Source organism: Sagittula sp. P11, from assembly GCF_002814095.1.
In the GTDB taxonomy this organism is placed as follows: Bacteria; Pseudomonadota; Alphaproteobacteria; order Rhodobacterales; family Rhodobacteraceae; genus Sagittula.
Genome location: NZ_CP021913.1, coordinates 1136041 through 1157871, shown reverse-complemented (window position 1 = coordinate 1157871; position 21831 = coordinate 1136041). Strand labels below are relative to the sequence as shown.

The following is a 21831-nucleotide window of genomic DNA, read 5'->3' as shown; positions in this document are numbered from 1 at the left end:
CCAATCGGGTGAACAAGGGAACGGAAAGAACGGGGTAAGTGACGGGGATCGGAGAGAAATCGGCGGTCGTGATGCATGCTTGGCCCGTCGGTGGCGGGATCGTTGCGATCTCGCCGCTGCCGGGTGCGGGCGGCGACTATCGTGGCGACCTCGAGCACCTGGCAAGCTGGCGCCCGGCCATTGTGCTGTCGCTCGTGACCCCCGGGGAACTGGTGGACGCAGGCGCCATGAACCTTGGCCAGAACATCCAGGACAAGGGCACGCGCTGGGTGCACCTTGCGATCGGGCCGGGGGACAGGCCGAGCGCCAGCCAGATGGAGACCTGGCCTTCCGTGTCGGAACAGGCGCGGCGTGCGCTGCTGGGCGGCGGGCGGGTTCTTGTGAACAGCCGGAACGGCGGCGGGCGCTGCGGCATGGCCGTGCTGCGCCTGATGATCGAGGCGGGCGAAGCCCCCGACGAGGCCGAGGAACGGCTGAAGAGCGTGTGTCCGGAGGCAGAGGGGACGCCCGATCAGATGGATTGGGCGAAGGCCGCAACGCGCGGCGCGGCTAAGTTTGTCCGTCATCCGGAGCGTTGATCCGGGACCGCACGCCATTGGCGTCACGATCCGGAAAAGCAAAAGCCCCGGCGCGGGGCCGGGGCTTTCTGGTGAGAGATTGCAACGACCCAAGCGGGGCTCGTTACGGCTGCTTCCTTCCGGACCTGACCGGGTTGGCGAGGCGCCTGCCCGCACAACCTCTCGACCGCTCATTTAGGGGTTCGCGCCGCGGATTGCAAGGGTTGCGGCCCGCCCGCCGGTCGACGTGCGGAGACGTGGCGACCGGAGGCCCGCGCGACCCCTCCGATCCCGGGCCTGTTCTGCGAAACCCTGTGGACAGGCGGGCCGGAACCGGTAAGAGCGGGGACATGGACACGCCTTTCGAGATATTCCTGAGCGCCCCGCCCGGGCTGGAAACCCTGCTGGCAGAGGAGGCAGCGGAGCAGGGATTCGCCGCGCCTGAGGCCGTTGCGGGCGGCGTCGTGACAAGCGGCGGCTGGCCCGACGTCTGGCGGGCGAACCTCTGCCTGCGCGGGGCGTCGCGCGTGCTGATCCGCATCGCCGAGTTCCGCGCCTTTCACCTGGCCCAGCTCGACAAGCGCGCGAAGAAGGTGGATTGGGCCGCCTATCTCCCCAAGGGCGCCGACGTGCGGGTCGACGTGACCTGCCGCGCGTCGAAGATCTATCACGACCGCGCGGCGCGTTCGCGCGTGGCCGGTGCGATGGAGGTGGCCGGGCTGAAGGTCGGGGCCGAAGGGACCTTCCGTGTGATGGTGCGGATCGAGGACGACCTCGTGACCGTGTCGCTCGACACCTCCGGCGAGCTGTTGCATCGGCGCGGCTACAAGGAGGCAGTCGGCAAGGCCCCCCTGCGCGAGACGCTGGCGGCGTGCTTTTTGAGGGCGGCCGGGTATCGCGGGACCGAAACGGTGGTCGACCCCATGTGCGGTTCAGGGACCTTCGTGATCGAGGCGGCGGAGATCGCGCTGGGGCTGGCGCCGGGCCGTGCGCGGGGGTTCGCCTTCGAGGCCTTCCCGACGTTCGATGCCAAGGCCTATGGCGCGATCCGCAGCGATGCCGGCCTGGAAGCCCGGCCTACGGACTGTCGGTTCTTCGGCGCCGACCGCGACGACGGGGCCATCCGTGGCAGCGCGGCCAACGCGGAGCGCGCCGGCGTGTCCGGGGTCTGCACTTTCTCCCGCGCGCCGGTCAGCGCCCTAGAACGCCCCGATGGGCCGCCGGGACTGGTTATGGTCAACCCGCCCTACGGCGCGCGGATCGGCGACCGGAAGCTGCTGTTCGGGCTGTACGGGTCGCTGGGTGCGGTGCTGAAGGAGCGGTTCGGCGGATGGCGGCTGGGTATGGTGACTTCGGACGGAGGTCTCGCCAAGGCCACCGGGCTGGACCTCGACGCCGGGCCGCAGGTGGCCTTTGGCGGGCTGAAGGTCAGGCTGTACCAGGCGAGGATCTGAGCGACCGCCCGCATCGCGCAGGCCAGTGTGTTTGCCCCATGGGGCAGCCCGGCTGGCTGGTTGACCGGAAAGCGTCCGGCAACGGCGTTGCCACATCGGGCCAACTGACCGTAAGCTTCCCCAACGTCAGAGGGAGGCGCGCATGGCGGACAGTCAGAATATCTCGGACCACTGGGGCACCGGGGACGTCTACGGCAAGATCGTCGAGACCATGAAGGCTGCCGGGATGGACCCCGAGACAGTGACCATCGAACAGCTCGCCCCGGTCGACCACTTCCACGCCCGCGGCTTTCCGGCCACGCAGGATCTGGCAGAGGCGCTGCCCATCCGCGAAGGCCAGAGGATCGTCGACATCGGCAGCGGCATCGGTGGCCCGGCGCGCTACCTCGCGCAGCGCTTCGGCTGCCATGTTGAGGGCATCGACATCACCGCCCCCTTCGTCGAGGCGGCGAACAGGCTGACCGATCTGGTCGGGATGACGGGCCGCGTCACCTGCGTGCATGGCGACGGACAGGCGCTGCCCTTCGAGGATGAACGGTTTGACGGGGGATACAGCCAGCACGTCACGATGAACGTGCCGGATCGCGCCGGGTTCTTCCGCGAGGCGTTCCGCGTGCTGAAACCCGGGGCCTTCTTCGCGATCACGGAACACGGGCTGGGACCTGTGGGCGATCCGCACCACCCGCTGCCGTGGTCTGAAGATGGCAGCGGCGCCTACCTGATGCGCCCCGACGACACGGTGGCCCTGCTCGCGGCGGCCGGCTTTACCGGGATCGACGTGACCGACACCGGCGAGAAGTACCTGGCGGGCTATAACAAGGCCATCGAGATGGCGGAGAAGGGGCAGGTTCCCGTGTTCGGCGTGCACATCCTGCTGGGCCGGCAGGCACCGCAGATCGTCCGCAACGCGGCCCGCAACATCGCGGAGCGCCGGACCCATCCTGTTCAGATCGTGTGCCGCAAGGCGGGGTGACGGCTGCCCTTGGGGCTCAGCCCAGCCCGGCCATGCGCGCCCCGCTCAGCAGGTCGGTGGCGGTGTGGTGGGCATGGCCGTCCTCGACCAGCGCGATGTCCGGCACCACGACAACGGTCATCCCGGCGGCGCGTGCGGCGCGGGCGCCGGGCGTGCTGTCCTCGAAGGCGAGGCACCGCTCGGGCGCCACGTTCAGACGGGCTGCGGCGGTGAGGTAGGGCTCCGGATCGGGCTTGGGCCGGGTCACGCAATTGCGCGTCACGACGGTGGTGAAGCGGTGGGTCAGATCCGCCGCCAGGAGCTTGCGGTCGGCGCTGGCGCGGCCCGACGACGTGGCCACCGCACGGGGCAGCCCCATCCCCTCGATCAGGTCGAGGAGCGCGTGCACCGTGGGTTTCAGGGGCATCCCCGCGACCAGCAGGTTGTCGTGTTCCTCATCCCAGGCGGCGTCGAACTCGGCCATCCGGTGGGCGCCGTATTCGGCGGCGAGCCGGGCGTTGGTCGATGCCATGTCGCCACCGATTAGCGTGCGGAAGAAGGTCTCGGTCATGGGCGGGCCGAAGCGGGAGCTGGCGCGGCGGGCGGCCTCGAAAGCCAGGCGTTCGGTGTCCAGAAGCGTGCCGTCCAGATCGAAGATCACCGCGTCGTATGGCATGGCCAAACCCTTCCTAAAATCCGTCAGGTGATCGCTAACACGAGGCGGCGCCCTGCGGAAGCCGGGCGGCTTCACGTCATGTGTCAGGCTGTTGCGGCTTTCGTTCAAAGGCGCGTCAGGAACGTTCAAGACCCTCGGGGCAGGGGACGCCTAGCCTTTGTGGATCGGCTGGCCGGGAGGGGCCATCCGGCAAGGATACCCAAAGGGAGGAACAGGATGACACGGAAACTGGACGCATTGGTGATCGGCGCGGGCGTGGCGGGGCTGTACCAGCTCCACCAGCTGCGGCAGGAGGGCCTCGACGTGCACGGCGTCGAGGCGGGCACCGACGTCGGCGGCACATGGTACTGGAACCGCTACCCGGGGGCGAAGTTCGACTCCGAGAGTTACATCTACCAGTACCTGTTCGACGAGAAGCTCTACAAGGACTGGACGTGGAGCGAACGCTTCCCCGGCCAGCCGGAGATCGAGCGCTGGATGCACTACGTCGCGGACCGGCTGGACCTGCGCAAGGACTTCACCTTCGGCGCCAAGGTGACGTCGGCCCGCTGGAACGAGGACACGGGCCGCTGGATCGTGAAGACCGACACCGGCGAGACGTTCGACACCCGGTTCCTCATCGGCTGCACGGGCATGTTGTCGGCGCCGCTGACCGACCGCTTTCCGGGTCAGGACACCTTCAAGGGCACCATCGTCCATACGGGGCGCTACCCGAAGGAAGGCATCGACCTCGAAGGCAAGCGCGTGGGCGTGATCGGCATCGGCGCCACGGGCATCCAGGTGATCCAGACCATCGCGCCGATCGTGGACTCCCTGACTGTCTTCGTGCGCACCCCGCAATACGTGCTGCCGATGAAGAACCCGAAGTACGGCCCGGCCGAGGCCGCCGCCTACAAGGCGCGCTGGGATGAGCTGAAGACCAACCTGCCCGTGACCTTCACCGGGTTCGAGTACGACTTCGAACATGCCTGGGCCGACTGCACACCGGAACAGCGCCGCAAGATCCTCGAAGACACCCACGCCGACGGATCGCTGAAACTGTGGCTCGCCTCCTTCGGCGAGATGTTCTTCGACGAGGAGGTGTCCGAGGAGATCAGTGCCTTCGTCCGGGAAAAGATGGCGGCACGGCTGAAGGATCCGGAGCTGATCGACATCCTCGTGCCCAAGCCCGGCGATTACGGGTTCGGCACGCACCGGGTGCCGCTCGAGACGAACTACCTCGAGGTCTACCGGCAGGAGCACGTCACCGCCGTCCCGGTCCGGAACAACCCGATTGCCGAGATCGTGCCCGAAGGCGTGAAGCTGGCGGACGGCACGGTGTACGAGCTGGACGTCATCATCATGGCCGTGGGATTTGACGCCGGGTCGGGCGCGCTGACACGCATCGACATCACCGGGCGCGACGGCATGACGCTTCGCGACGAATGGTCGAAGGACATCCGCACCACGCTTGGCATCCAGAAGCACGGTTTCCCCAACCTGTTCATGACCGGCGCGCCGCTCGCGCCCTCGGCGGCGCTGTGCAACATGACCACCTGCCTTCAGCAGCAGACGGAATGGATCACCGACTGCATCAAGGCAGTGCGTGCCGCGGGTGCCACGGTGATCGAACCGACGGCAGAGGCAGAGGACGCCTGGGTCGCGCACCATGACGAGACGGCCAATGCCACGCTGATCTCGAAGACGGACTCGTGGTACACCGGCTCCAACGTGGCGGGCAAACCGCGGCGGGTGCTGTCCTACACCGGCGGCGTCGGGACTTACCGGAAGAAGTGCCAGGAGATCGCGCAGAACGGCTACGAAGGCTTCGCCATGTCGAAGACGCCGGAAGTCGAAGCGGCAGAGTGAGCGCGACCGGGCAGGGCAGGCGCAAGTCTTGCCCTGCCCGGAGCCCGCATAGGCCGTATTGGCAGACTAGGACGCCTGCCGCCGGAAGACGGCGGGCGTCACGTCGTAGGCGGCAGAGAACAGGCGCGTCAGGTGCGCCTGGTCGGAAAAGCCGCAATCCGCCGCCACCGCCTTGATCGGCAGGGTGGTGCGGGCCAGCAGATGCCGGGCGCGCTCCAGCCGCCGCGCTTTGACGAAGGCGTAGGGTGGCAAGCCGAAGCTGCGGCGGAACTGGCGGGCAAAGAGGCATGGTGTCAGAGACAGCGCCTCGGCCATGCCGGTCAGGTCCAGCGACTGCGAAAGCCCTGCGTCGATGTATTCGAGGATGCGCGCCTGCTGGGTGCGGGACAGTCCGCCCGCGTCACTCTCCGGCGGTGTCCGTACCATGGCGTAGCGCCGCAACAGGTGGACGATCAGCCCGCGGGCCACGCTGTCGACATAGAGGGCGCCGCCAAGATCCCGCGTCTGTGCCTCTTCGGCGATTGCGGACATGGCGTGTATCATTACCGGGTCCTCGGTGCGCAGGATATCGGCCAGCGCGACGTCGGTCACGGTGCAGTCGAGCACCTCGCTCGCGACCTCGGCCACCAGTGCGCCGGACAGGTAGACATGGGTCACGTCGATGGGCTCCACCCAGTTCCACGACACCTGTTGCGCGCGGGTCAGCAGCGACACCGCCCCGGGGCCCAGCGTCTCCTTCGTCCAGCGCCCGTCGAACCGGCGCTGCATCGGGGTTACTCCTGACCTGTAGCCGACAAGCATGAAGTCCCGCATCGCGGGCACGGTCACGTCCTGTCCCTCGTAGTGGTAGGACCGGAGTGCCACGTTTTTCCAGCCAAGCCCGTCGCTGGCCAGCAGCAGGCGGCCCGGCACCCAGTTCGGCAGGGTTTCGAAAGTGATCAGGTCTTTCATCGCTCCTCCTCCCAAAGGCCATGAAAAAAGCGGGGGGCGACGCGCCGCCCCCCGCTGACATTTCCGGACGGTCCGAAAGCGCGCTCAGGCGGCCTTTGCGGCGGCGATGGCTTGGTAGACGGCGGATTCGAAATCCAGATAGCCGGGGAACGACACCGGATCGCCGAACGGCAGGATCTGGGTCGCCCAGTAACCGCCGACACCCGCCGCGCGGTCGATCCAGAAGAAGCTGTTGGCCAGCCCGGCCCAGCCGATGGCGCCCGCCGGACGACCCGTGGGCGCCGTCTCGGTATTGACCATGAAGGTGTAGGACCAGTCCTTGCCGAGACCCGGGAAGAACTCTGCGTCGTTCGACAGCGAGGGGATGACGCCGGGCAACATGGTCACCTTCTGCGGCGGCACCAGCGCGCCCTTCACCGCCCAATCGACGGTCTCGGGCTTCAGCACGCGTCCGTTGGGACCGGCGCCGTCGTTCAGCCACATGCGGATGAACTTCATGTACTCCGGCACGGTGCCGTACAGACCGTGGCCGCCCATGTCGACCTCCGGGTTGTCGGGCAGCGCGAAGCCGTCCATGGGCGACAGGCTGCCGTCCTCGCCGCGCGCATGGATCGTCGCGGTCCGCGCCTTCATGTCGTCGGTGCGGGTGAAGGCGATGTCGGTCATCCCGAGCGGCGCAAAGACCCGCTCTGCCATGACCGCGCCAAGGCGCTTGCCCCGGATGCCTTCGACCACTTGGCCCACCCAGTCGATGTTCGTGCCGTATTCCCACTTTTCGCCCGGATCGAACAGCAGCGGTGTCTCGATGGCGGCCCGGGTGCCGGACACGACGGAGGGCTGCTCGTGCTCGTCGGCCAGGCGCTTGTAGGTCTCGTTGAAGAAGTCGTAGCCGAAGCCGCCGGTGTGCAGCATCAGCTGGCGCGTGGTCACGTCGGACTTCGGCGCGCGCAGACGCGGGCTGCCATCGGCGTCGAACCCCTCGATCACCTGCAGGTTTCCGATGGCCGGGGCATAGGTCTTGGCCGGCGCGTCGAGGTCCAGCAGCCCCTCTTCGACGCATTGCAGGGCGGTCGTCCCGGCAATCGCCTTGGTGGTCGAGAAGATGGCAAACACCGTGTCGAGGCTCATCTCCCCGTCGCCCAGACGCCTGTCGCCCGCGCTGCCGGCGTAGATGTCGCCGTCGCGGTCGGTGACCATGGCGACCACGCCCGGCACGCGGGGGCTACCGCTTGTCACGCGCGACAGCACGGCGTCGCAATTGGCCTTGAGATCCTTCATAGTGTCCTCCCTTAGGGTTTTCCCATGGCCAAAGCGTACCGCCCCCTCGGGCGGCTTTCTGTCCGTGAGCGGCAGGGAGTGTCCGGTTTCGGAAGCGTTGTTCAGTCCGGCTTGCGGCCAGTGATGGCGCGCGCGCGGGTGTGCGACGGCAGCTCGCCAAAGCGTTCGCGATAACGCCCGGCCAGCGCGCCGAGGTTCACGAAGCCCCAGTCGGACGCGATGTCCGAGACGGAGCGATCCGCCTCCGCGCTTTCCAGTTCGGCCCGTAATCCATCGAGCCTGCGCCCGGCCAGGAATTCGCGCGGCGACACGCCCCGGAACCGCTGGAACCCGCCGGACAACGTGCGTGCCGAGACCCCGACACGGCGGGCCACATCCCCGATCACCGGGGCGTCGCGTGCCTCGGCCTCCAGGATCTCCTCGGCGCGGCGGACATAGCCGGGGGCCGCGGTGCGCGCGCCGTCCTCCAGTCGGATACCGGCGGCGGCAGCCCAGCGGCGCAGGAGTTCGATGCAGATGATCTCTTCGAGGTGGCGGGCCAACGGGCCGTCTGCGGGCATCGGACCGGGACCGGCCATGGTGCGCGCGGCGTAGTCCAGCAACGCGAGCCAAGGAGAGCCCGGCCCCCCGAACTTCGTCCGGCAGGTCCAGAGCCGGTCGTCCGGGACGAAGCCGAACCAGCGCCGGGCGGTTTCCTCCATCACCGCGTGGGGGATGGTCAGGTTGAACTGCATGTGGTCGCTGTCGCCCTCCAGCCAGTAGTCGGCACGCGAACAGTCGACGACAAAGCTCTCACCGGCGCCGGTGGAGGCGGGCGCACCAGAGGTCAGGTGGGACAGCGCCCCGCGCAGCGTGTTGAGGACGATGATGTTGCCCGCTTCGGGGTCGAAGCGGTCGAGGAAGATGCCTGTGCCGTAGGAAAACCGCGTCATCGTCACGCGGCCCGCATGTGCCGACAGCATGGTTGCATCGGGGCGCGCGCCGCGTTCCAGCGGCCGCACTCGATATGGCATGTAGACGGTGCGGCAGAAGTCCTGCACCTCGTCCCAGTCATGCGAACGGGTACGCCCCCGATGTCGCGCGGGCGCGCCCGAAGCGTCGAGCAAGAGTGCCTCCTCCAGCATCCAGCCACCCTCCGGTCATGTCTCCTCCGGAGGGCAGCATAGCATGGATGCCGGGCACCGGTCGAATACCGGATGCGCGACTTTGGTCGCGGGGCGCGCCGACCGGCAACGCGCCGCCGCCGGGTCAGAGCGTGATGCGGAACAGGGCGAAGCCGTTCTCGCCGTCGCCTGCATCCTCGATCTTCGCGCCGTCGACGTCCGACAGCAGGTCGCGCGCCTTGGGGCCGGTCTCGAACAGGACGGTGGTGTTCTCCAGCGGCTTGAAGGACCAGTTGTCGTCGGCCTTCGGGTCGATGGTGCCCTGTTCGACGATGTAGCGGACGATGACGTCGCGGTTGGTGTCGGGCGCCTCGAAGATGATGGTGTCGCCCTTCGCGCCCGGGAAGCTGCCGCCGCCGGAGGCGCGGTAGTTGTTGGTCGCGATGACGAATTCCATGTCGTCGGTCACGGGCTTGCCTTCGTACATCAGGTCGACGATGCGGTTGGCACCTTCGTTGACCACGTTGCCCTCGCGGTCGAACTTCGACGGCTGCGACAGGTCGATCTGGTAGGTCACCCCGTCGATGACGTCGAAGTTGTAGGACGGGAACTCGGGGTTCAGAAGCACGGCGTCTGTCGCGCCCGGCTCCACCTGGTTGAACATGCCCGCAGAGCGTTCGAGCCAGTCCTTCACCTGCGCGCCCGTCACCTTCACCGCGCGCACGGTGTTGGGATAGAGGTAGAGGTCGGAGACGTTCTTGATTGCCACGTCGCCCACCGGCACGTCGGTGTAGTATTCCGGACCGCCACGGCCCCCCGCCTTGAACGGCGCTGCGGCGGAGAGGACCGGCAGGTCCTCGTATTCGGTGCCTTCAAGCATCTGCTCGATGTACCATTGCTGCGCGATGGAGACGATCTGCACGGACGGGTCGTCGGCCACCAGGGCAAAGTACGAATGCAGCGGGGCAGAGGTCTTGCCCACGGCGCGGCGCACATAGGCCAGCGTTTCCTCGTGCTCCTGTTCGGTGGCGTCCAGAACCGGCTGGTGGCTTTCGACCAGCGGCGTGATGGAGCGGTCCTCGTTGCGCTGGGAGATCGGGCGCGCCTCTGTCGTGGCAGAGACCACGCGCCAGGTGTTGCCGTCCCGTTCCAGCAGAAGGTCGATCAGCCCCAGGTGCGAGCCCCAGAAGCCGCCCATGACGGCGGGCTTGCCGTGAAGCAGACCGTTCTCGGCATCGACCGCGGCAAAGCCTTCGTAGGTCGGAGACGGGAAGACGAGGTGCGAGTGCCCGGTCACCAGCGCGTCGATCCCCTCGACCGCTGCCAGCGGGACGGAAGCGTTCTCCATCCCGTCCTCGTGGTCGGCGGAGCCGATGCCGGAGTGCGACAGCGCGATCACGATGTCGGCGCCCTGTTCGCGGATCTCGGGCACGTAGGCCTCGGCGGTCTCGACGATGTCGCGGGCGGTGACGTTGCCTTCGAGGTGCTTGCGGTCCCAGTTCATGACCTGCGGCGGGGTGAAGCCGATGATGCCGATCCGGATGGGATGCGCCGTGCCCGCGCCGTCCGTAACCTCGCGGTCGAGGATCACGTAGGGCTTGTAGAGCGTCTCGTCCTCGCGCGGGTTGGCGCCCTGGGTCTTGGCGATGTTGGCAAGCACGACCGGGAACTCTGCCCCGGCGGTGGATTTCGCCAGGAAGTCGAGACCGTAGTTGAATTCGTGGTTGCCGATGGTGGCGGCGTCATAGCCCAGCGTGTTCATCGCGGTGATGACCGGGTGCATGTCGCCTTCCTTCATGCCCCGCTCGTAGGCGATGTAGTCGCCCATCGGGTTGCCCTGCAGGAAGTCGCCGTTGTCCACCAGCAGCGCGTTGGTTGCCTCGGCCCGGATCTCGTCGATGATCGAGGCGGTGCGGGCCACGCCCACGGTGTCGACTGGCTTGTCGGCGTAATAGTCGTAGGGCCAGACGTGCACGTGCAGGTCGGTGGTCTCCATGATCCGCAGGTGCGCCTGGTTGGCGGCGGCGTTGGCGGAATACGGGTGCAGGACGATCAGGGCCGCCCCGGCGGTGGTGCCCGCAAGGAACTGGCGGCGGCTGAACTTCGGTTTCTGTTGATACATCATACGTTCCCCCATTGGTTCTCAGGTTTTTTCTGCGCTCAGGTTGCACGGAAAAGGCACGGCGGTGTGACAGTTTTTTCGCCTTCCGCAACGGCATGGCAGGTCGTCGCCGATCAATTGCATCTTTGCGTGTCGCTGTGCATGAAGGGGCAGGGCAGGGAGAGGACGGCACATGCGTCATGCGGAACAGGTGACATTCGGCGGATCGGGTCTGGACCGGGCGGCAGAGCTGCGCGGCACGACGGACCTTCTGGCCGATCACGGCGGGCAGATGGTGGTGCTGTGGAACGGCAAGCCGCTGGTAGCCGGCGAGGACCGCGACCTCACCCTTCTGCGTCTGCCCATCGACCACCCCGTGCTGAAGGACGCCGTGCGTGCGCCGATCCTGCTGGGCCGCGAAGAGGGCGTCCTGACCTGGGCCGCCGACATCTCGGCCTGGGAGCCCGAGGAGGCGGCGGAGACGCTCGGCAGTTTCGTTGACCCCAGCGAACAGAAGCATCCGCAGGCCCCCGAAGGTCGGTTTGCCGAACTGCGCCGGATCATGACGCGGCTCACGGCGCGCGATGCCGAACTGGCCGCGACCGCGAAGGCGATCCACGGCTGGCACGACAGCCACGGGTTCTGCGCGCGGTGCGGTGCCGCGTCCGACATCCGACAGTCGGGATGGCAGAGGCAGTGCCCCTCCTGCAACGCGCCGCATTTCCCGCGCACCGATCCGGTGGTCATCATGCTGATCACCCGCGGCAACCGCTGCCTCTTGGGCCGTTCGCCCGGCTGGCCCGAGGGGATGTATTCCTGCCTCGCCGGGTTCGTGGAGCCGGGCGAGACGATCGAGGCCGCCGTCCGCCGCGAGGTCTTCGAAGAGTCCGGGGTGCGCGTGGGGCCGGTGCGCTACCTCGCCAGCCAGCCCTGGGCGTTCCCGTCCTCCCTGATGATCGGCTGTCATGGCGAGGCCGAGACTTCGGAAATCGTGCTCGATCCGGTTGAACTGGAGGACGCGCGCTGGGTCAGCCGGGAAGACGTTGCCGATGCGGCGGCCGGTCTGCGGCCCGACCTGATGCCAGCAAGGCGCGGTGCAATTGCCCATTTCATGCTGCGGGCTTGGCTGGCGGACCGTTTGGATTGACGGCACCTGATGTGTGTGGTCCTCATCCAACGGGATCATGGGGCCAGGACAGGGGCGGTAGGACGACATGCAGTTGAAGGCACGCGAAGACATCGAAGCGCCGCTGGACAAGGTGTTCGCGGCGCTCTCCGATCTCGAAACGGTCGAGCGGCAGGCGCTCCGGCGCGGCATCGACGTCCAGCGGATCAGGGGCGGGGGCGCGCCGACCGAAGGCATGGCGTGGCGCGTGGTCTTCACCTTCCGCGGCAAGGAGCGCGAGGCCGAGATCACCCTGACGGAATACACACCGCCGGAACGGATGGTCTTTTCCTCGATCAGCGGCGGGCTGAAGGTGGTCATGGTGATGGACGTGGTGGCCCTGTCGCGCACGCGCACCCGGATCAGCGTCGAGGTCGAGATGGCGCCAACGACGCTTTCGGCCCGTCTGCTGGTGCAATCGCTGAAGCTGGCCAAGGGCGGGATGGAAAAGCGGTTTCAGGGCCGGATGCACGATCTCGCACGAGAGCTTGAACGCCGCTTGCAGGCGACGGGCTGAACGCTAGGTCGCCAGCGCAGGAGGACATCGAATGAAACGTCTGCTTCTGGCGCTCTGCACGGCGGCTCTGCCCGCGAGCGCCCATGAATTCTGGATCGAACCGGTCGACGGCGCGGTGGCCGAGGGCGCGCCGCTTGTCGCGGACCTCTATGTCGGCGACAAGCTGGAGGGCGCCTCGTTCTCCTTCGTGCCGCCCAACTTCACCCGGTTCGAGATCCTGATCGACGGCGAGGTCCTCCGGGTCGAGGGCCGCGCCGGGGACAAGCCCGCACTCAACATGGCCGTGCCCGGCGAAGGGCTGGCCACGGTCGTGCATGTAACGCGCGACTACACGCTGACCTACAAGGACTTCGCCACCTTCGAACGGTTCTGCGCGCACAAGGACATCGAATGGGCCTGCGCGCGGCACATCGAACGCGGTCTCGACCCCGAGGCGGTGCGTGAACGCTACTCCCGCCACGCCAAGAGCCTGATCGCGGTCGGCGACGGAGAGGGGCAGGACATGCAGGCCGGTCTGCTGACGGAGATCGTGGCGGAGGCGAACCCCTTCACCGACGACCTGTCCGAAGGCTTTCCGGTGCGCGTCTTCTACAAGGATGAACCGAGGGCCGACGTGCAGGTCGAACTGTTCGACCGCGCGCCGGATGGCACGCTGGACATCCGGCTCTACCGGACCGATGCAGAAGGGCGGGCAATGCTCGACCTGTCGCCGGGACACTTCTACCTCGTCGACAGCGTGGTCATGGAAGAGCTCGATCCCGGCGCCAATGGTGACCCGGCTTGGGAGAGCCTCTGGGCCTCGCTGACTTTCAAGGTTCCCGAATGATCGACGCGCTGCGTGGCGTGACGGAGGTCCTGACCGGAGCCGACATGGCGCCCTGGTCGCAGGACTGGACGGGGCAATACCGATGGACGCCGCTATGCGTGGCCCGCCCGCGCGACACGGCGGAGGTGTCGGCGGTGATGCGTCTGGCACATGACAGCGGGACGCCCGTGGTCCCGGTTTCCGGCCACACGGGGCTGTCCGGCGGGACGGAGGGGGAGGGCGCCATCATGCTCTCGCTCGACCGGCTGGACGCGATCGAGGAGATCCGGCCCGAGGCGCGTCTCGCGCGGGTCGGGGCCGGGGTGATCCTGTCGGACCTGCACGCGGCGGCGGCGGCGCACGGGCTGGCCTTCCCGATGACCTTCGGCGCGAAGGGCTCTGCCCGGCTGGGCGGGTTGCTGGCAACGAACGCGGGCGGGTCTAACGTCCTGCGGTACGGCAACACGCGCGACCTCGTCCTGGGGCTGGAGGCGGTGCTGGCGGACGGTCGCGTCGTCGACCTCATGTCGGAGCTACACAAGAACAACACGGGCTACGATCTGCGGCACCTGCTGATCGGCTCCGAAGGGACACTCGGCATCATCACCCGGGCCGTGGTCAAGCTGGTCCCGCAGCCCCGCGCCTTTGCCACGACGATGGTGGCGGCGCAGTCGGTCGATGCGGCCCTGACCCTGCTGAACCGGCTGCAGGACATCACCGGCGGCGCGGTCGAGGCCTTCGAGTTCATGCCGCGCGCCTACATGGACGCGTACGCTGCGCTGCGCCCGGAGGCACAGGCGACTTTCGCGGAACCGCACGCGGTGAACATCCTCGTCGAACTGGGCGCCACCGCCCCGCGCGATGCGGCCCCCGGCCCGGACGGCAGCGTACCGTTGTCGGGCCTGCTGGAAGACGCCTTGGGCACGCTGTTCGAAGAGGGGCTGGTAATCGACGCCGCAGTAGCCACGAGCGAGGCGCAGCGCGCCGCCTTCTGGGCAAGGCGGGAGGCGGCGGCGGAGCTGTCCCTGGCCAGGAAACCCTGCGTGGTCAACGACGTGGCGGTGCCCCTGGACAAGGTGCAGACCTTCCTTGAGCAGGCCGAAGAGCGCGTCGCCACGGTAGACCCCAAGGCCGACGCCATGGTCGTGGCGCACCTGGGCGACGGCAACGTGCACTACGCGGTGAGGGTGACCGATGCGACCCTGGTCACGCCGGTGATGGAGACAGTGGAGGGTCTTGTCCGCACGCTGGGCGGCACCTTCTCGGCCGAGCATGGCATCGGCCGGTCGAAGCTGGGCAGCATGGCGCGCCGCAAGGATCCGGTCGCGCTGGACATGATGCGCGCGATCAAGACGGCGCTCGACCCGAAGGGCATCCTGAACCCGGGGAAACTGCTGCCTCCGGCCTGAGGCATCGGGGTCGGCGTCGGGCACTCAGGATCGGAGGACGCAGGCCGGCGTTCCCCGGCGCGCAGGAAGCGTAATCAGGCGTCGCGCTGTGCGATCCAGTCGTGGTCAGGGTGGTTCTTGAACCGCCACTTGCGCATCGGACCGGCCATGACGTTGAGATAATACATCTCGTATCCATAGGGCGCACCGCAGGGGTGGTGGCCCTTCGGCACCAGCACCACGTCGTGATCGGAGACCGACATGGTCACATCGAGCGTGCCATCCTCGGTGAACACCCGCTGGTGACCGTAGCCCTGCGCCGGGTTCAGGCGGTGATAGTACGTCTCTTCCAGGTAGGTCATGTCGGGGAAGTTGTCCTCGTCATGGCGGTGCGGCGGGTAGGAGGACCAGTTGCCCGCGGGCGTGAAGACCTCCGTCACAAGAAGGGAGGAGGCGACGTCACGCTCTTCCATCGCGATGGGGTGGATGTAGCGCGTGTTGGCGCCCTTGCCGCGGGTCACGATGTCGACGCCCTCCGGGCTGATCTGCGCCGCCGGATAGTCGCCCGTGGCTGGTGCGGAGCAGACCGCGACGGTGCAGTCGGTGGTGGCCACGGCCTCCCAAGCGGCGCCCTTCGGGACGTAGACCGCGTGCGGCGGCGTGCGGTCGAAGACGCTCATCCGGTCGCCCAGTTCTCCGAAGGACACGCCCGCGCCCGTCACCTCTGCCTTGCCTTCGACGAGGACGAGGATGACCTCCAGCTCGCCGGTCTCTCCCTGCGCGGTCTCGCCGGGGGCAAGCCGCCAGAGGTCGAAACCGACATAGCCCCAGTCCGGGCTGTCCGGGGTCTTCGCGTTGTCGATGGTGACATTCTGGACCTGCCCTGAGGTCCCGGTCGGCTTGCGCAGGAGATGTGTCATGGGTCGTCCTTTCCGATAGGTGGGCGGCGCGAAGCCCCGCCCTACAGGCTGTTTCACGCGCGGCGGCGGGCGTTCTGGGCGTCCAGCGCGGCGTTGAAGGCGGCCTCGTCCATGTCCTCCGCCAGGGCACGGTGGAACAGGGCCGCCTGGGTTTCCGGCGCCAGCCCGCCCACCGGCGGATCGGTGTCGAGGTTGGTGGGGAAGCTGTAACCTTCGGCGCTGGAGGCGATGGCCGCCGCGGTGCCGGGATCGTCCAGCCGGCCCTCTGCCCGCAGCGACTTCACCACCGGATAGAGCTTCCGCACCATGGCGGTGCGGTCGATCGACTCCATCGCCCGTCCGAACGCGCTGGAGACCTGCAGGAGGTTGGCCATGCGGTTGATATCCGCCGAATGGTTCGACCCGGCGCCGTGGAACAGCGCCGGGTTGAAGAACACGGCGTCGCCCTTGGCAAGGGGAAGCTGGATGCAGTGATCCTCGAAATAGGCGCGGAAGTCCTCGCGGCGGTAGGCCATGTAGCCGGGGCGGAAGAGCTGGCTGAACGGCAGCAACTTGGTCGGGCCGCTCTCCACCGGCATGTCGCAATGCGCCACCGCGCCCTGCAGCGTCATGACCGCGGACAGATCGTGCACATGCGCCGGGAAGCGCCCCGCCGCCTCAGCCGTCTGGAAGCCGAGGTGATAGTCGCGGTGCGCGACCTGCGCCTTGCCGCCGGGCCGCACGAGGTTGACCTGCGCGGTCATCTGGTAGCAGGGGCCGAGCCATGCCTCGCAGACCGCCGCGATGGCGTCGTTGCCGAAGTAGAGGGCGAAGGTCTCCGGGTCCTTCTCGCAGAGTTTCTGGAGCGAGTTCCAGATCCGGTCGTTGGCGCCTGCCGCCGCGAAGTGATCGGCCCCGCCGCCGGAGCGCGCCTTCTCCTCCGCGATGATCGCCTCGTAGGCGCGGGTGGCAGCGTCGATGGGGGCGGTGTCCTCGTAGGCGCCTTTCAGCACCAGCACACCGGCGGATTGTCCCAGCACCCAGCCCCATTCGGCCAGCAGCGACAGGCGCTGCGCCGGGTCGCTGAGGGCAGCGGTGAGGGAGGGCATGTCGTAGAGGGGGACGTTCTTCTGCACGTCAGAGGCAAAGCGCAACTGGCCCGCCGACAGCGTCTGACCGCAGAGCCGGGCGAAGTCCTGCAGGTCGCAGTCCTCGATATCGAAGTAACCGACGTCTTTCATGAATCCTCCTCCTTGGTTTCCGCCTCTTTTGGATCGAAGGCGACGAAGAATTGATACGCGCAGTACAGGCCGATCAGACCGAAGAGCAGCGCCCACATCGGCCCGCCCCACGACAGTTCCAGCAGCGCCCAGCCGAGGCAGGCCGCGACCGTCACGATCCGCCGCCAGAGCGGTTTGAAGAACGGGTGCTGGACGTCGAGGAAGCGGGCCATGGGATCAGGTCTCGACCGTCAGGCCGGCGTTGGCGCAGACCTCGAGAATGTGCTGGTAGCCCTTCTGGCTGTATTCGTAGGGTGGGGCCTTGGCCGGGTCCTGCTCGGCCTCCACGACGATCCAGCCGTTGAAGGACATCTTCGCCAGCTTGTCGGCCACTGCCTGGAAGTCGATGCAGCCGTCGCCCGGGACGGTGAAGGCACCCGCGATCACCGCGTCGAGGAAGGAGCGGTCGTTGTCGCGCACGTCCTTCACCACGTCGGGGCGGATGTCCTTGAAGTGCACATGGTGTATACGGTCGGCCCAGCGGTCCATGGTCGCCATCACGTCGCCACCGCCGAACAGCAGGTGGCCGGTGTCGAAGCAGAGCGTGACCTCGGGGGAAGATCCCTCCATCAGCCAGTTCACCTCTTCCTCGCTTTCGATGAAGCTGCCCATGTGGTGGTGATAGGACAGGACCATGCCGCGGTCCTGCATCCACTTCGCCACCTCCGACAGCTTCTTCGCATAGGTCGTCACCTCGTCCTTCGACAGCTTGGGCCGGTCGTTGACGGGGGTGTTGGCCATGCCCTGCACGGTGTTTGAACACTCGGCGTATACAAGGCAGGGCGCGTTCAGCGAAATGAACTGGTCGACCTGCTGGGTGATCGCGGCGCACTCTTCCTCGACGCTGGCGACCAGAAGGTTGCCGGAGCACCAGCCGCCGCACAGCGCGATGTCGTACTTCTGGAGGTAGGCCTTCAGCCCCTCGGTGTCGGCGGGCATGCGGCGTCCACGCTCGACCCCGGTATAGCCGATCTCGCGCGCCTCTTTCAGGCACTGCTCCATGGTGAAGGCAGAGGTCAGGTCGGGCAGGTCGTCGTTCTGCCAGGCGATGGGGGAAATGCCGATCTTGACGGTCATGGTCCTATCCTTACGTGCGCTCGAGCAGCGCGGCTTCGTAGACTTTGCGGGCGTCATTCACTTCGGCGCGCTCCGAGACCTCGGGCACCGCCACGTCCCACCAGTTGCCGCCGTGCGGCGTCGACGGGTAGGGGTCCGTGTCGATCACCACCACGAAGGGACCGGCCGCGTCCCTGGCGCGGGCCAGTGCGTCCTCGAGTTCCGCGATGCTCGACACGTGGACCGCTGCCGCGCCCATCGAGGCGCTGTGCGCGGCGAAGTCGATGTTGCTGTCGGCGGCAGAGGAGTGGTCCAGGAGGTTGTTGAACTCCGCCCCGCCGGTGCCCATCTGGAGCCGGTTGATGCAGCCGTAGCCGCGGTTGTCGGTGATGACGAGGGTGATCTTGAGGCCCATCGCCGCCGCCGTGGCGAGCTCGGAGTTGGCCATCATGTAGGACCCGTCGCCGATCATGCAGATCACGTCGCGCTCGGGCTGGGCCATCTTGATCCCCATGGCACCGGCGATCTCGTAGCCCATGCAGGAAAAGCCGTATTCCATGTGATAGGCGCCCGGACGCGGCGCCTTCCACAGCTTGTGCAACTCGCCCGGCATGGTGCCTGCGGCGCACATGACGACGGTGTCCGGGCCTGACGCCCGCTGGACCGCGCCGATGACCTGCTGGTCGGTCGGCAGCTCGTTGCCCTCCGCGGGCGCATCCGTCAGCGGGTCGACCTTGCCGAACCATGCGTCCTTGAAGCCGTCGATGCTCAGCCCGCCCTTGTAGCTGCCAAGCGCGGAGGCGAGGTCCTTCAGCCCGACGCGCGCATCCGCCAGCAGGGGCATCGCGCCGTGTTTCACCGCGTCGTAGGCCTGTACGTTCAGGGACACGAGCTTTGCGCCGCCGTTAAACACGGTCCAAGATCCCGTGGTGAAGTCCTGAAAACGAGTGCCGACACCCAGCACGAGGTCCGTCTCGGCGCAGGCCCGGTTCGCCGACTCAGCGCCGGTCACGCCCACGGGGCCGAGGTTCAGCGGATGGTCCCACGCCAGCGCGGACTTGCCCGCCTGGGTTTCGACCACGGGGATGCCGAAGGTTTCGGCAAAGGTCTGGAGGTCCGCACAGGCGTCAGAGAAATGCACCCCGCCCCCGGCCACGATCATCGGTTTCTTTGCCGCCTTGATCGCCTCGACCACGCGGGCCAGTTCGCCCTCGTCGGGACGGATGCGGCGCTGATACCAGACCTTCGGCTCGAAGAAGGACTCCGGGTAGTCGTATGCCTCGGTCTGCACGTCCTGACAGAAGGCCAGTGTCACCGGCCCGCACTGCGCCGGGTCGGTCATCGTCGCCATGGCCCGGGGCAGGGCGGTCAGAAGGTGTTCGGGGCGCATGATGCGGTCGAAGTAGCGTGACACCGGCCTGAAGCAGTCGTTGACGCTGATCGTGCCGTCCTCGAAATCCTCGACCTGCTGCAGCACCGGATCGGGGCCACGGTTGGCAAAGACGTCGCCCGGTACCAGCAGGACGGGAATGCGGTTCACGTGGGCCAGGGCTGCGGCGGTGACCATGTTGGTCGCGCCCGGCCCGATGGAGGAGGTCACCATCATCGCCCGTTTGCGGCCCAGCTGCTTCGAATAGGCGATGGCGGCATGGGCCATGGTCTGTTCGTTGTGGCCGCGCCATGTGGGGAATGACCCGCGCCCGTGGTAGAGCGCCTCGCCCATCCCCGCCACGTTGCCGTGGCCGAAGATCGCCCAGCATCCGGCAAGGAAGCGTTCGCCGTCCTCGTTCATCTGGTTGGACAGGTAGCGGACCATCGCCTGTGCGGCGGTAAGTCGGATCGTGGCCATGTCGTCGTCCTCCCTCAGGCGGTCTGGCGTGTGGTGCCGGTCTGCGCGGACGCCTGCGCGCGCGCATCGTCCCAAATGGTGCAGAGCCGGGTGTAGTTGTCTTTCATCAGCGCGACGGCGTCGGCATCGGACATCTCGCCCTTCATCCACGCCTTCGCGGCATCGCCGAAGATCGTGCGGCCCACGGCAAAACCCTTCACCAGCGGGAACTTTGCAGCGGCCCTGAAGCTGTCGGCCAGCGCATCCTCCGCCGCGGCGAGGCCCAGCACCACGATCCCGCGGGTATGGGCATCGTTGCGCGCGATGGCGTCGCAGGCGGCCTGCCAGCCCGCTTCGGACTTCATCGGTTCCAGCTTCCACCAGTCGGGGTAGATGCCGATGTCGTAGAACCGCTGGATGATCTCTGCCGTCGTGGTGTCGGTGACCGCCGCGACCTTGGAAGGGATGACCTCCAGCAGGAACTCAAGGTTGTTGCGGCGGCAGGCGTGGAACAGGCGGGTGACGGTGTCTTCCTGCTGCTGTTTCATCTCCGCCGTGTCGTCGGGGTGGTAGAAGCAAAGGCATTTCACCACGTGTTCCAGCGGCCATTCGTTCAGCCCGCCGAAGTCCGGGCCGATCTCGGGCTCAAGCGTCAGGGGGCGCGACCCGGGCCATTCCACCGGGCGGCCGATCCACAGTCCGGTGCCCGCCGCCTTGTAGAGCGCCTGCCGGCCAAGACGCCCGTCGCACAGCAGGCCATAGCCGGACCGACCGTCCGCGACGGCGGTGCAGGCGTCGAGGCAAAGCTCCTTGAAATCGTCGATCTTCGCGTCGGTCGCGCCGTCCAGCTCTTCCAGCTGCATCCGGTGGTCGAAGGCAAAGACCCGCATCGTCGACCAGTCGCCCTTGCGGTTCGTCGACCAGTGGATCTGCTCCAGCGCCTTGTCCTTGCGCAGCGCCTTCTCCTTCACGCCTCGGTCGAGGAAGAACTGCAGCTCGGTCCAGGACGGATAGGCGGGCGCGCAGCCGTGACGGCTGACAGCGAAGGCCCCGCAGGCGTTGGCGTATTTCAGCGCGGTCGGCCAGTCTTCGCCATCGAGCCAGCCCTTCAGCAGCCCGGACATGAAGCCGTCGCCCGCGCCCAGCACGTTGAACACCTCGATGGGGAAGCCGGGGCCGGTCTGGCCATCGTCGAGGCTGTCGGGGATCGGCCCCTCGAAGGCGGATGCGCCCATAGGGCCGCGCTTGCAGACCAGCGTCGCGCCGGACACCTCGCGGACCGCGCGCAGCGCCGCAATCGTGTCGGTGGTGCCGCCCGCGATGTGGAACTCCTCCTCCGTGCCGACGATCAGGTCGAAGAGGTGCAGCGTCGATTGCAGTTTGGCCGTCACCTTGTCGGAAGCGATGAAGCGGTTCTCGCCGTCGCCGTGGCCGGACAGACCCCAGAGGTTCGGGCGGTAGTCGATGTCTAGCGCAGTCTGCATCCCGTTCGCGCGGGCGATGTTCAGCGCCTTGAGGACGGCGGCTTCGGTCCGCGTGTGGCTCAGGTGGGTCCCGGTCGCCACCACCGCGCGGGCGGAGGTCACGTAGCCCTCGTCGATGTCATCCTCGCACAGCGCCATGTCCGCGCAGTTGTCGCGGTAGAAGATCAGCGGAAATTGCTCCTGGTCGCGGATGCCGAGGATAACCAGCGCGGTCAGCCGCTCCGGATCGGTGACGATGCCGCGCGTGTCGACGCCCTCCTTGGCAAGCTGTTCCTTGATGAACCGGCCCATGTGCTCATCGCCGACGCGGGTGATGAGTGCGGACTTGAGACCGAGCCGTGCCGTGCCAGCCGCCATGTTGGTGGGGGAGCCGCCGATATACTTGTTGAAGCTGGCCATGTCTTCGAGACGGCCGCCGATCTGTGCGCCGTAAAGGTCCACAGAGGACCGCCCGATCGTGATCACGTCGAGGGGTTTCGTCATGTGTTC

At 67.4% G+C, this 21831-nt stretch carries 19 protein-coding genes and 1 other RNA gene; 8 read left to right on the top strand and 12 right to left on the bottom strand.

The genetic code is table 11. The features are described 5' to 3' along the window. The first annotated feature begins 71 nt into the window (after positions 1-71). A complete protein-coding gene (locus CDO87_RS05645; protein WP_254698348.1) occupies positions 72-578 on the top strand; it encodes a protein phosphatase in 507 nt (168 codons plus the stop codon). A gap of 67 nt (positions 579-645) precedes the next feature. Here CDO87_RS05645 and ffs read toward each other — a convergent pair. Next, positions 646-745, bottom strand: an RNA gene (gene ffs, locus CDO87_RS05640) — signal recognition particle sRNA small type. A 162-nt stretch (positions 746-907) separates the two neighbouring features. Here ffs and CDO87_RS05635 point away from each other — a divergent pair. Next, complete coding sequence (locus CDO87_RS05635; protein WP_198521825.1) at positions 908-2011, top strand: class I SAM-dependent RNA methyltransferase; 1104 nt, start codon at positions 908-910, stop codon at positions 2009-2011. A gap of 142 nt (positions 2012-2153) precedes the next feature. Next, entirely contained in the window at positions 2154-2984 is an 831-nt protein-coding gene (locus CDO87_RS05630; protein ID WP_100927868.1) for a class I SAM-dependent methyltransferase, read from the top strand. Between the two features lie 16 nt (positions 2985-3000). Here CDO87_RS05630 and CDO87_RS05625 read toward each other — a convergent pair whose 3' ends face one another. Beyond that, the gene (locus CDO87_RS05625) at positions 3001-3639 is read right to left on the bottom strand and encodes an HAD family phosphatase (RefSeq protein WP_100927867.1); all 639 of its coding nucleotides are present in this window, start codon (positions 3637-3639) and stop codon (positions 3001-3003) included. A 216-nt stretch (positions 3640-3855) separates the two neighbouring features. On the opposite strand from CDO87_RS05625, the gene CDO87_RS05620 reads away from it, so the two are divergent. Continuing rightward, a complete protein-coding gene (locus CDO87_RS05620; RefSeq protein WP_100927866.1) occupies positions 3856-5487 on the top strand; it encodes an NAD(P)/FAD-dependent oxidoreductase in 1632 nt (543 codons plus the stop codon). A gap of 66 nt (positions 5488-5553) precedes the next feature. Here CDO87_RS05620 and CDO87_RS05615 read toward each other — a convergent pair whose 3' ends face one another. The 4 genes from CDO87_RS05615 to CDO87_RS05600 form a co-directional block, all read right to left on the bottom strand. Then, the gene (locus tag CDO87_RS05615; protein ID WP_100927865.1) at positions 5554-6438 is read right to left on the bottom strand and encodes a helix-turn-helix domain-containing protein; all 885 of its coding nucleotides are present in this window, start codon (positions 6436-6438) and stop codon (positions 5554-5556) included. A gap of 84 nt (positions 6439-6522) precedes the next feature. Further along, positions 6523-7716, bottom strand: coding sequence for a serine hydrolase (locus tag CDO87_RS05610; protein WP_100927864.1), 1194 nt, complete (start codon positions 7714-7716; stop codon positions 6523-6525). 101 nt (positions 7717-7817) lie between these two features. Beyond that, a complete protein-coding gene (locus CDO87_RS05605) occupies positions 7818-8840 on the bottom strand; it encodes a helix-turn-helix domain-containing protein (RefSeq protein ID WP_100927863.1) in 1023 nt (340 codons plus the stop codon). 124 nt (positions 8841-8964) lie between these two features. Further along, positions 8965-10944, bottom strand: a complete 1980-nt coding sequence (locus tag CDO87_RS05600; protein ID WP_100927862.1) for a bifunctional 2',3'-cyclic-nucleotide 2'-phosphodiesterase/3'-nucleotidase — start codon at positions 10942-10944, stop codon at positions 8965-8967. A 169-nt stretch (positions 10945-11113) separates the two neighbouring features. On the opposite strand from CDO87_RS05600, the gene nudC reads away from it, so the two are divergent. The 4 genes from nudC (at position 11114) to CDO87_RS05580 (ending at position 14816) form a co-directional block, all read left to right on the top strand. After that, positions 11114-12067: an NAD(+) diphosphatase gene (gene nudC / locus CDO87_RS05595; protein WP_100927861.1), complete on the top strand. Its 954-nt coding sequence runs from the start codon at positions 11114-11116 to the stop codon at positions 12065-12067. Positions 12068-12134: 67 nt separating this feature from the next. Then, a complete protein-coding gene (locus CDO87_RS05590; RefSeq protein WP_100927860.1) occupies positions 12135-12602 on the top strand; it encodes an SRPBCC family protein in 468 nt (155 codons plus the stop codon). A 31-nt stretch (positions 12603-12633) separates the two neighbouring features. Beyond that, positions 12634-13428 (top strand): DUF4198 domain-containing protein, encoded by a 795-nt coding sequence (locus tag CDO87_RS05585; RefSeq protein ID WP_100927859.1) that lies wholly within the window; start codon positions 12634-12636, stop codon positions 13426-13428. Then, positions 13425-14816 carry an FAD-binding oxidoreductase gene (locus CDO87_RS05580; protein WP_100927858.1) on the top strand — a complete coding sequence of 464 codons (1392 nt, stop codon included), beginning with the start codon at positions 13425-13427 and terminating at the stop codon, positions 14814-14816. Before CDO87_RS05585 ends, CDO87_RS05580 begins: the two co-directional genes overlap by 4 nt. 74 nt (positions 14817-14890) lie before the next feature. Here the strand turns inward: CDO87_RS05580 and iolB are convergent, their stop codons facing one another. From iolB to iolC, 6 genes are read right to left on the bottom strand one after another with little or no spacing between them, the layout of a single operon-like run. Next, positions 14891-15715, bottom strand: a complete 825-nt coding sequence (gene iolB, locus CDO87_RS05575) for a 5-deoxy-glucuronate isomerase (protein WP_100927857.1) — start codon at positions 15713-15715, stop codon at positions 14891-14893. Between the two features lie 53 nt (positions 15716-15768). Next, the gene (locus tag CDO87_RS05570) at positions 15769-16935 is read right to left on the bottom strand and encodes a phytanoyl-CoA dioxygenase family protein (protein WP_100927856.1); all 1167 of its coding nucleotides are present in this window, start codon (positions 16933-16935) and stop codon (positions 15769-15771) included. Then, positions 16932-17147: a hypothetical protein gene (locus CDO87_RS05565; protein WP_100927855.1), complete on the bottom strand. Its 216-nt coding sequence runs from the start codon at positions 17145-17147 to the stop codon at positions 16932-16934. The genes CDO87_RS05570 and CDO87_RS05565 overlap by 4 nt, the downstream gene beginning before the upstream one ends. A gap of 4 nt (positions 17148-17151) precedes the next feature. Then, positions 17152-18051, bottom strand: a complete 900-nt coding sequence (gene iolE, locus CDO87_RS05560; protein ID WP_100927854.1) for a myo-inosose-2 dehydratase — start codon at positions 18049-18051, stop codon at positions 17152-17154. Between the two features lie 10 nt (positions 18052-18061). Next, positions 18062-19879 (bottom strand): 3D-(3,5/4)-trihydroxycyclohexane-1,2-dione acylhydrolase (decyclizing), encoded by a 1818-nt coding sequence (iolD, locus tag CDO87_RS05555; RefSeq protein WP_100927853.1) that lies wholly within the window; start codon positions 19877-19879, stop codon positions 18062-18064. Positions 19880-19893: 14 nt separating this feature from the next. Beyond that, positions 19894-21825, bottom strand: coding sequence for a 5-dehydro-2-deoxygluconokinase (iolC, locus tag CDO87_RS05550; protein WP_100927852.1), 1932 nt, complete (start codon positions 21823-21825; stop codon positions 19894-19896). Positions 21826-21831: the final 6 nt, after the last annotated feature.

What these genes read in the sequence shown, in the direction of transcription:
- CDO87_RS05645 (WP_254698348.1), top strand. Translation starts at nt 72, where the DNA reads ATGCATGCTTGGCCCGTCGGTGGCGGGATCGTTGCGATCTCGCCGCTG.
- CDO87_RS05635 (WP_198521825.1), top strand. Translation starts at nt 908, where the DNA reads ATGGACACGCCTTTCGAGATATTCCTGAGCGCCCCGCCCGGGCTGGAA.
- CDO87_RS05630 (WP_100927868.1), top strand. Translation starts at nt 2,154, where the DNA reads ATGGCGGACAGTCAGAATATCTCGGACCACTGGGGCACCGGGGACGTC.
- CDO87_RS05625 (WP_100927867.1), bottom strand. Translation starts at nt 3,639, where the DNA reads ATGCCATACGACGCGGTGATCTTCGATCTGGACGGCACGCTTCTGGAC.
- CDO87_RS05620 (WP_100927866.1), top strand. Translation starts at nt 3,856, where the DNA reads ATGACACGGAAACTGGACGCATTGGTGATCGGCGCGGGCGTGGCGGGG.
- CDO87_RS05615 (WP_100927865.1), bottom strand. Translation starts at nt 6,438, where the DNA reads ATGAAAGACCTGATCACTTTCGAAACCCTGCCGAACTGGGTGCCGGGC.
- CDO87_RS05610 (WP_100927864.1), bottom strand. Translation starts at nt 7,716, where the DNA reads ATGAAGGATCTCAAGGCCAATTGCGACGCCGTGCTGTCGCGCGTGACA.
- CDO87_RS05605 (WP_100927863.1), bottom strand. Translation starts at nt 8,840, where the DNA reads ATGCTGGAGGAGGCACTCTTGCTCGACGCTTCGGGCGCGCCCGCGCGA.
- CDO87_RS05600 (WP_100927862.1), bottom strand. Translation starts at nt 10,944, where the DNA reads ATGATGTATCAACAGAAACCGAAGTTCAGCCGCCGCCAGTTCCTTGCG.
- nudC (WP_100927861.1), top strand. Translation starts at nt 11,114, where the DNA reads ATGCGTCATGCGGAACAGGTGACATTCGGCGGATCGGGTCTGGACCGG.
- CDO87_RS05590 (WP_100927860.1), top strand. Translation starts at nt 12,135, where the DNA reads ATGCAGTTGAAGGCACGCGAAGACATCGAAGCGCCGCTGGACAAGGTG.
- CDO87_RS05585 (WP_100927859.1), top strand. Translation starts at nt 12,634, where the DNA reads ATGAAACGTCTGCTTCTGGCGCTCTGCACGGCGGCTCTGCCCGCGAGC.
- CDO87_RS05580 (WP_100927858.1), top strand. Translation starts at nt 13,425, where the DNA reads ATGATCGACGCGCTGCGTGGCGTGACGGAGGTCCTGACCGGAGCCGAC.
- iolB (WP_100927857.1), bottom strand. Translation starts at nt 15,715, where the DNA reads ATGACACATCTCCTGCGCAAGCCGACCGGGACCTCAGGGCAGGTCCAG.
- CDO87_RS05570 (WP_100927856.1), bottom strand. Translation starts at nt 16,935, where the DNA reads ATGAAAGACGTCGGTTACTTCGATATCGAGGACTGCGACCTGCAGGAC.
- CDO87_RS05565 (WP_100927855.1), bottom strand. Translation starts at nt 17,147, where the DNA reads ATGGCCCGCTTCCTCGACGTCCAGCACCCGTTCTTCAAACCGCTCTGG.
- iolE (WP_100927854.1), bottom strand. Translation starts at nt 18,051, where the DNA reads ATGACCGTCAAGATCGGCATTTCCCCCATCGCCTGGCAGAACGACGAC.
- iolD (WP_100927853.1), bottom strand. Translation starts at nt 19,879, where the DNA reads ATGGCCACGATCCGACTTACCGCCGCACAGGCGATGGTCCGCTACCTG.
- iolC (WP_100927852.1), bottom strand. Translation starts at nt 21,825, where the DNA reads ATGACGAAACCCCTCGACGTGATCACGATCGGGCGGTCCTCTGTGGAC.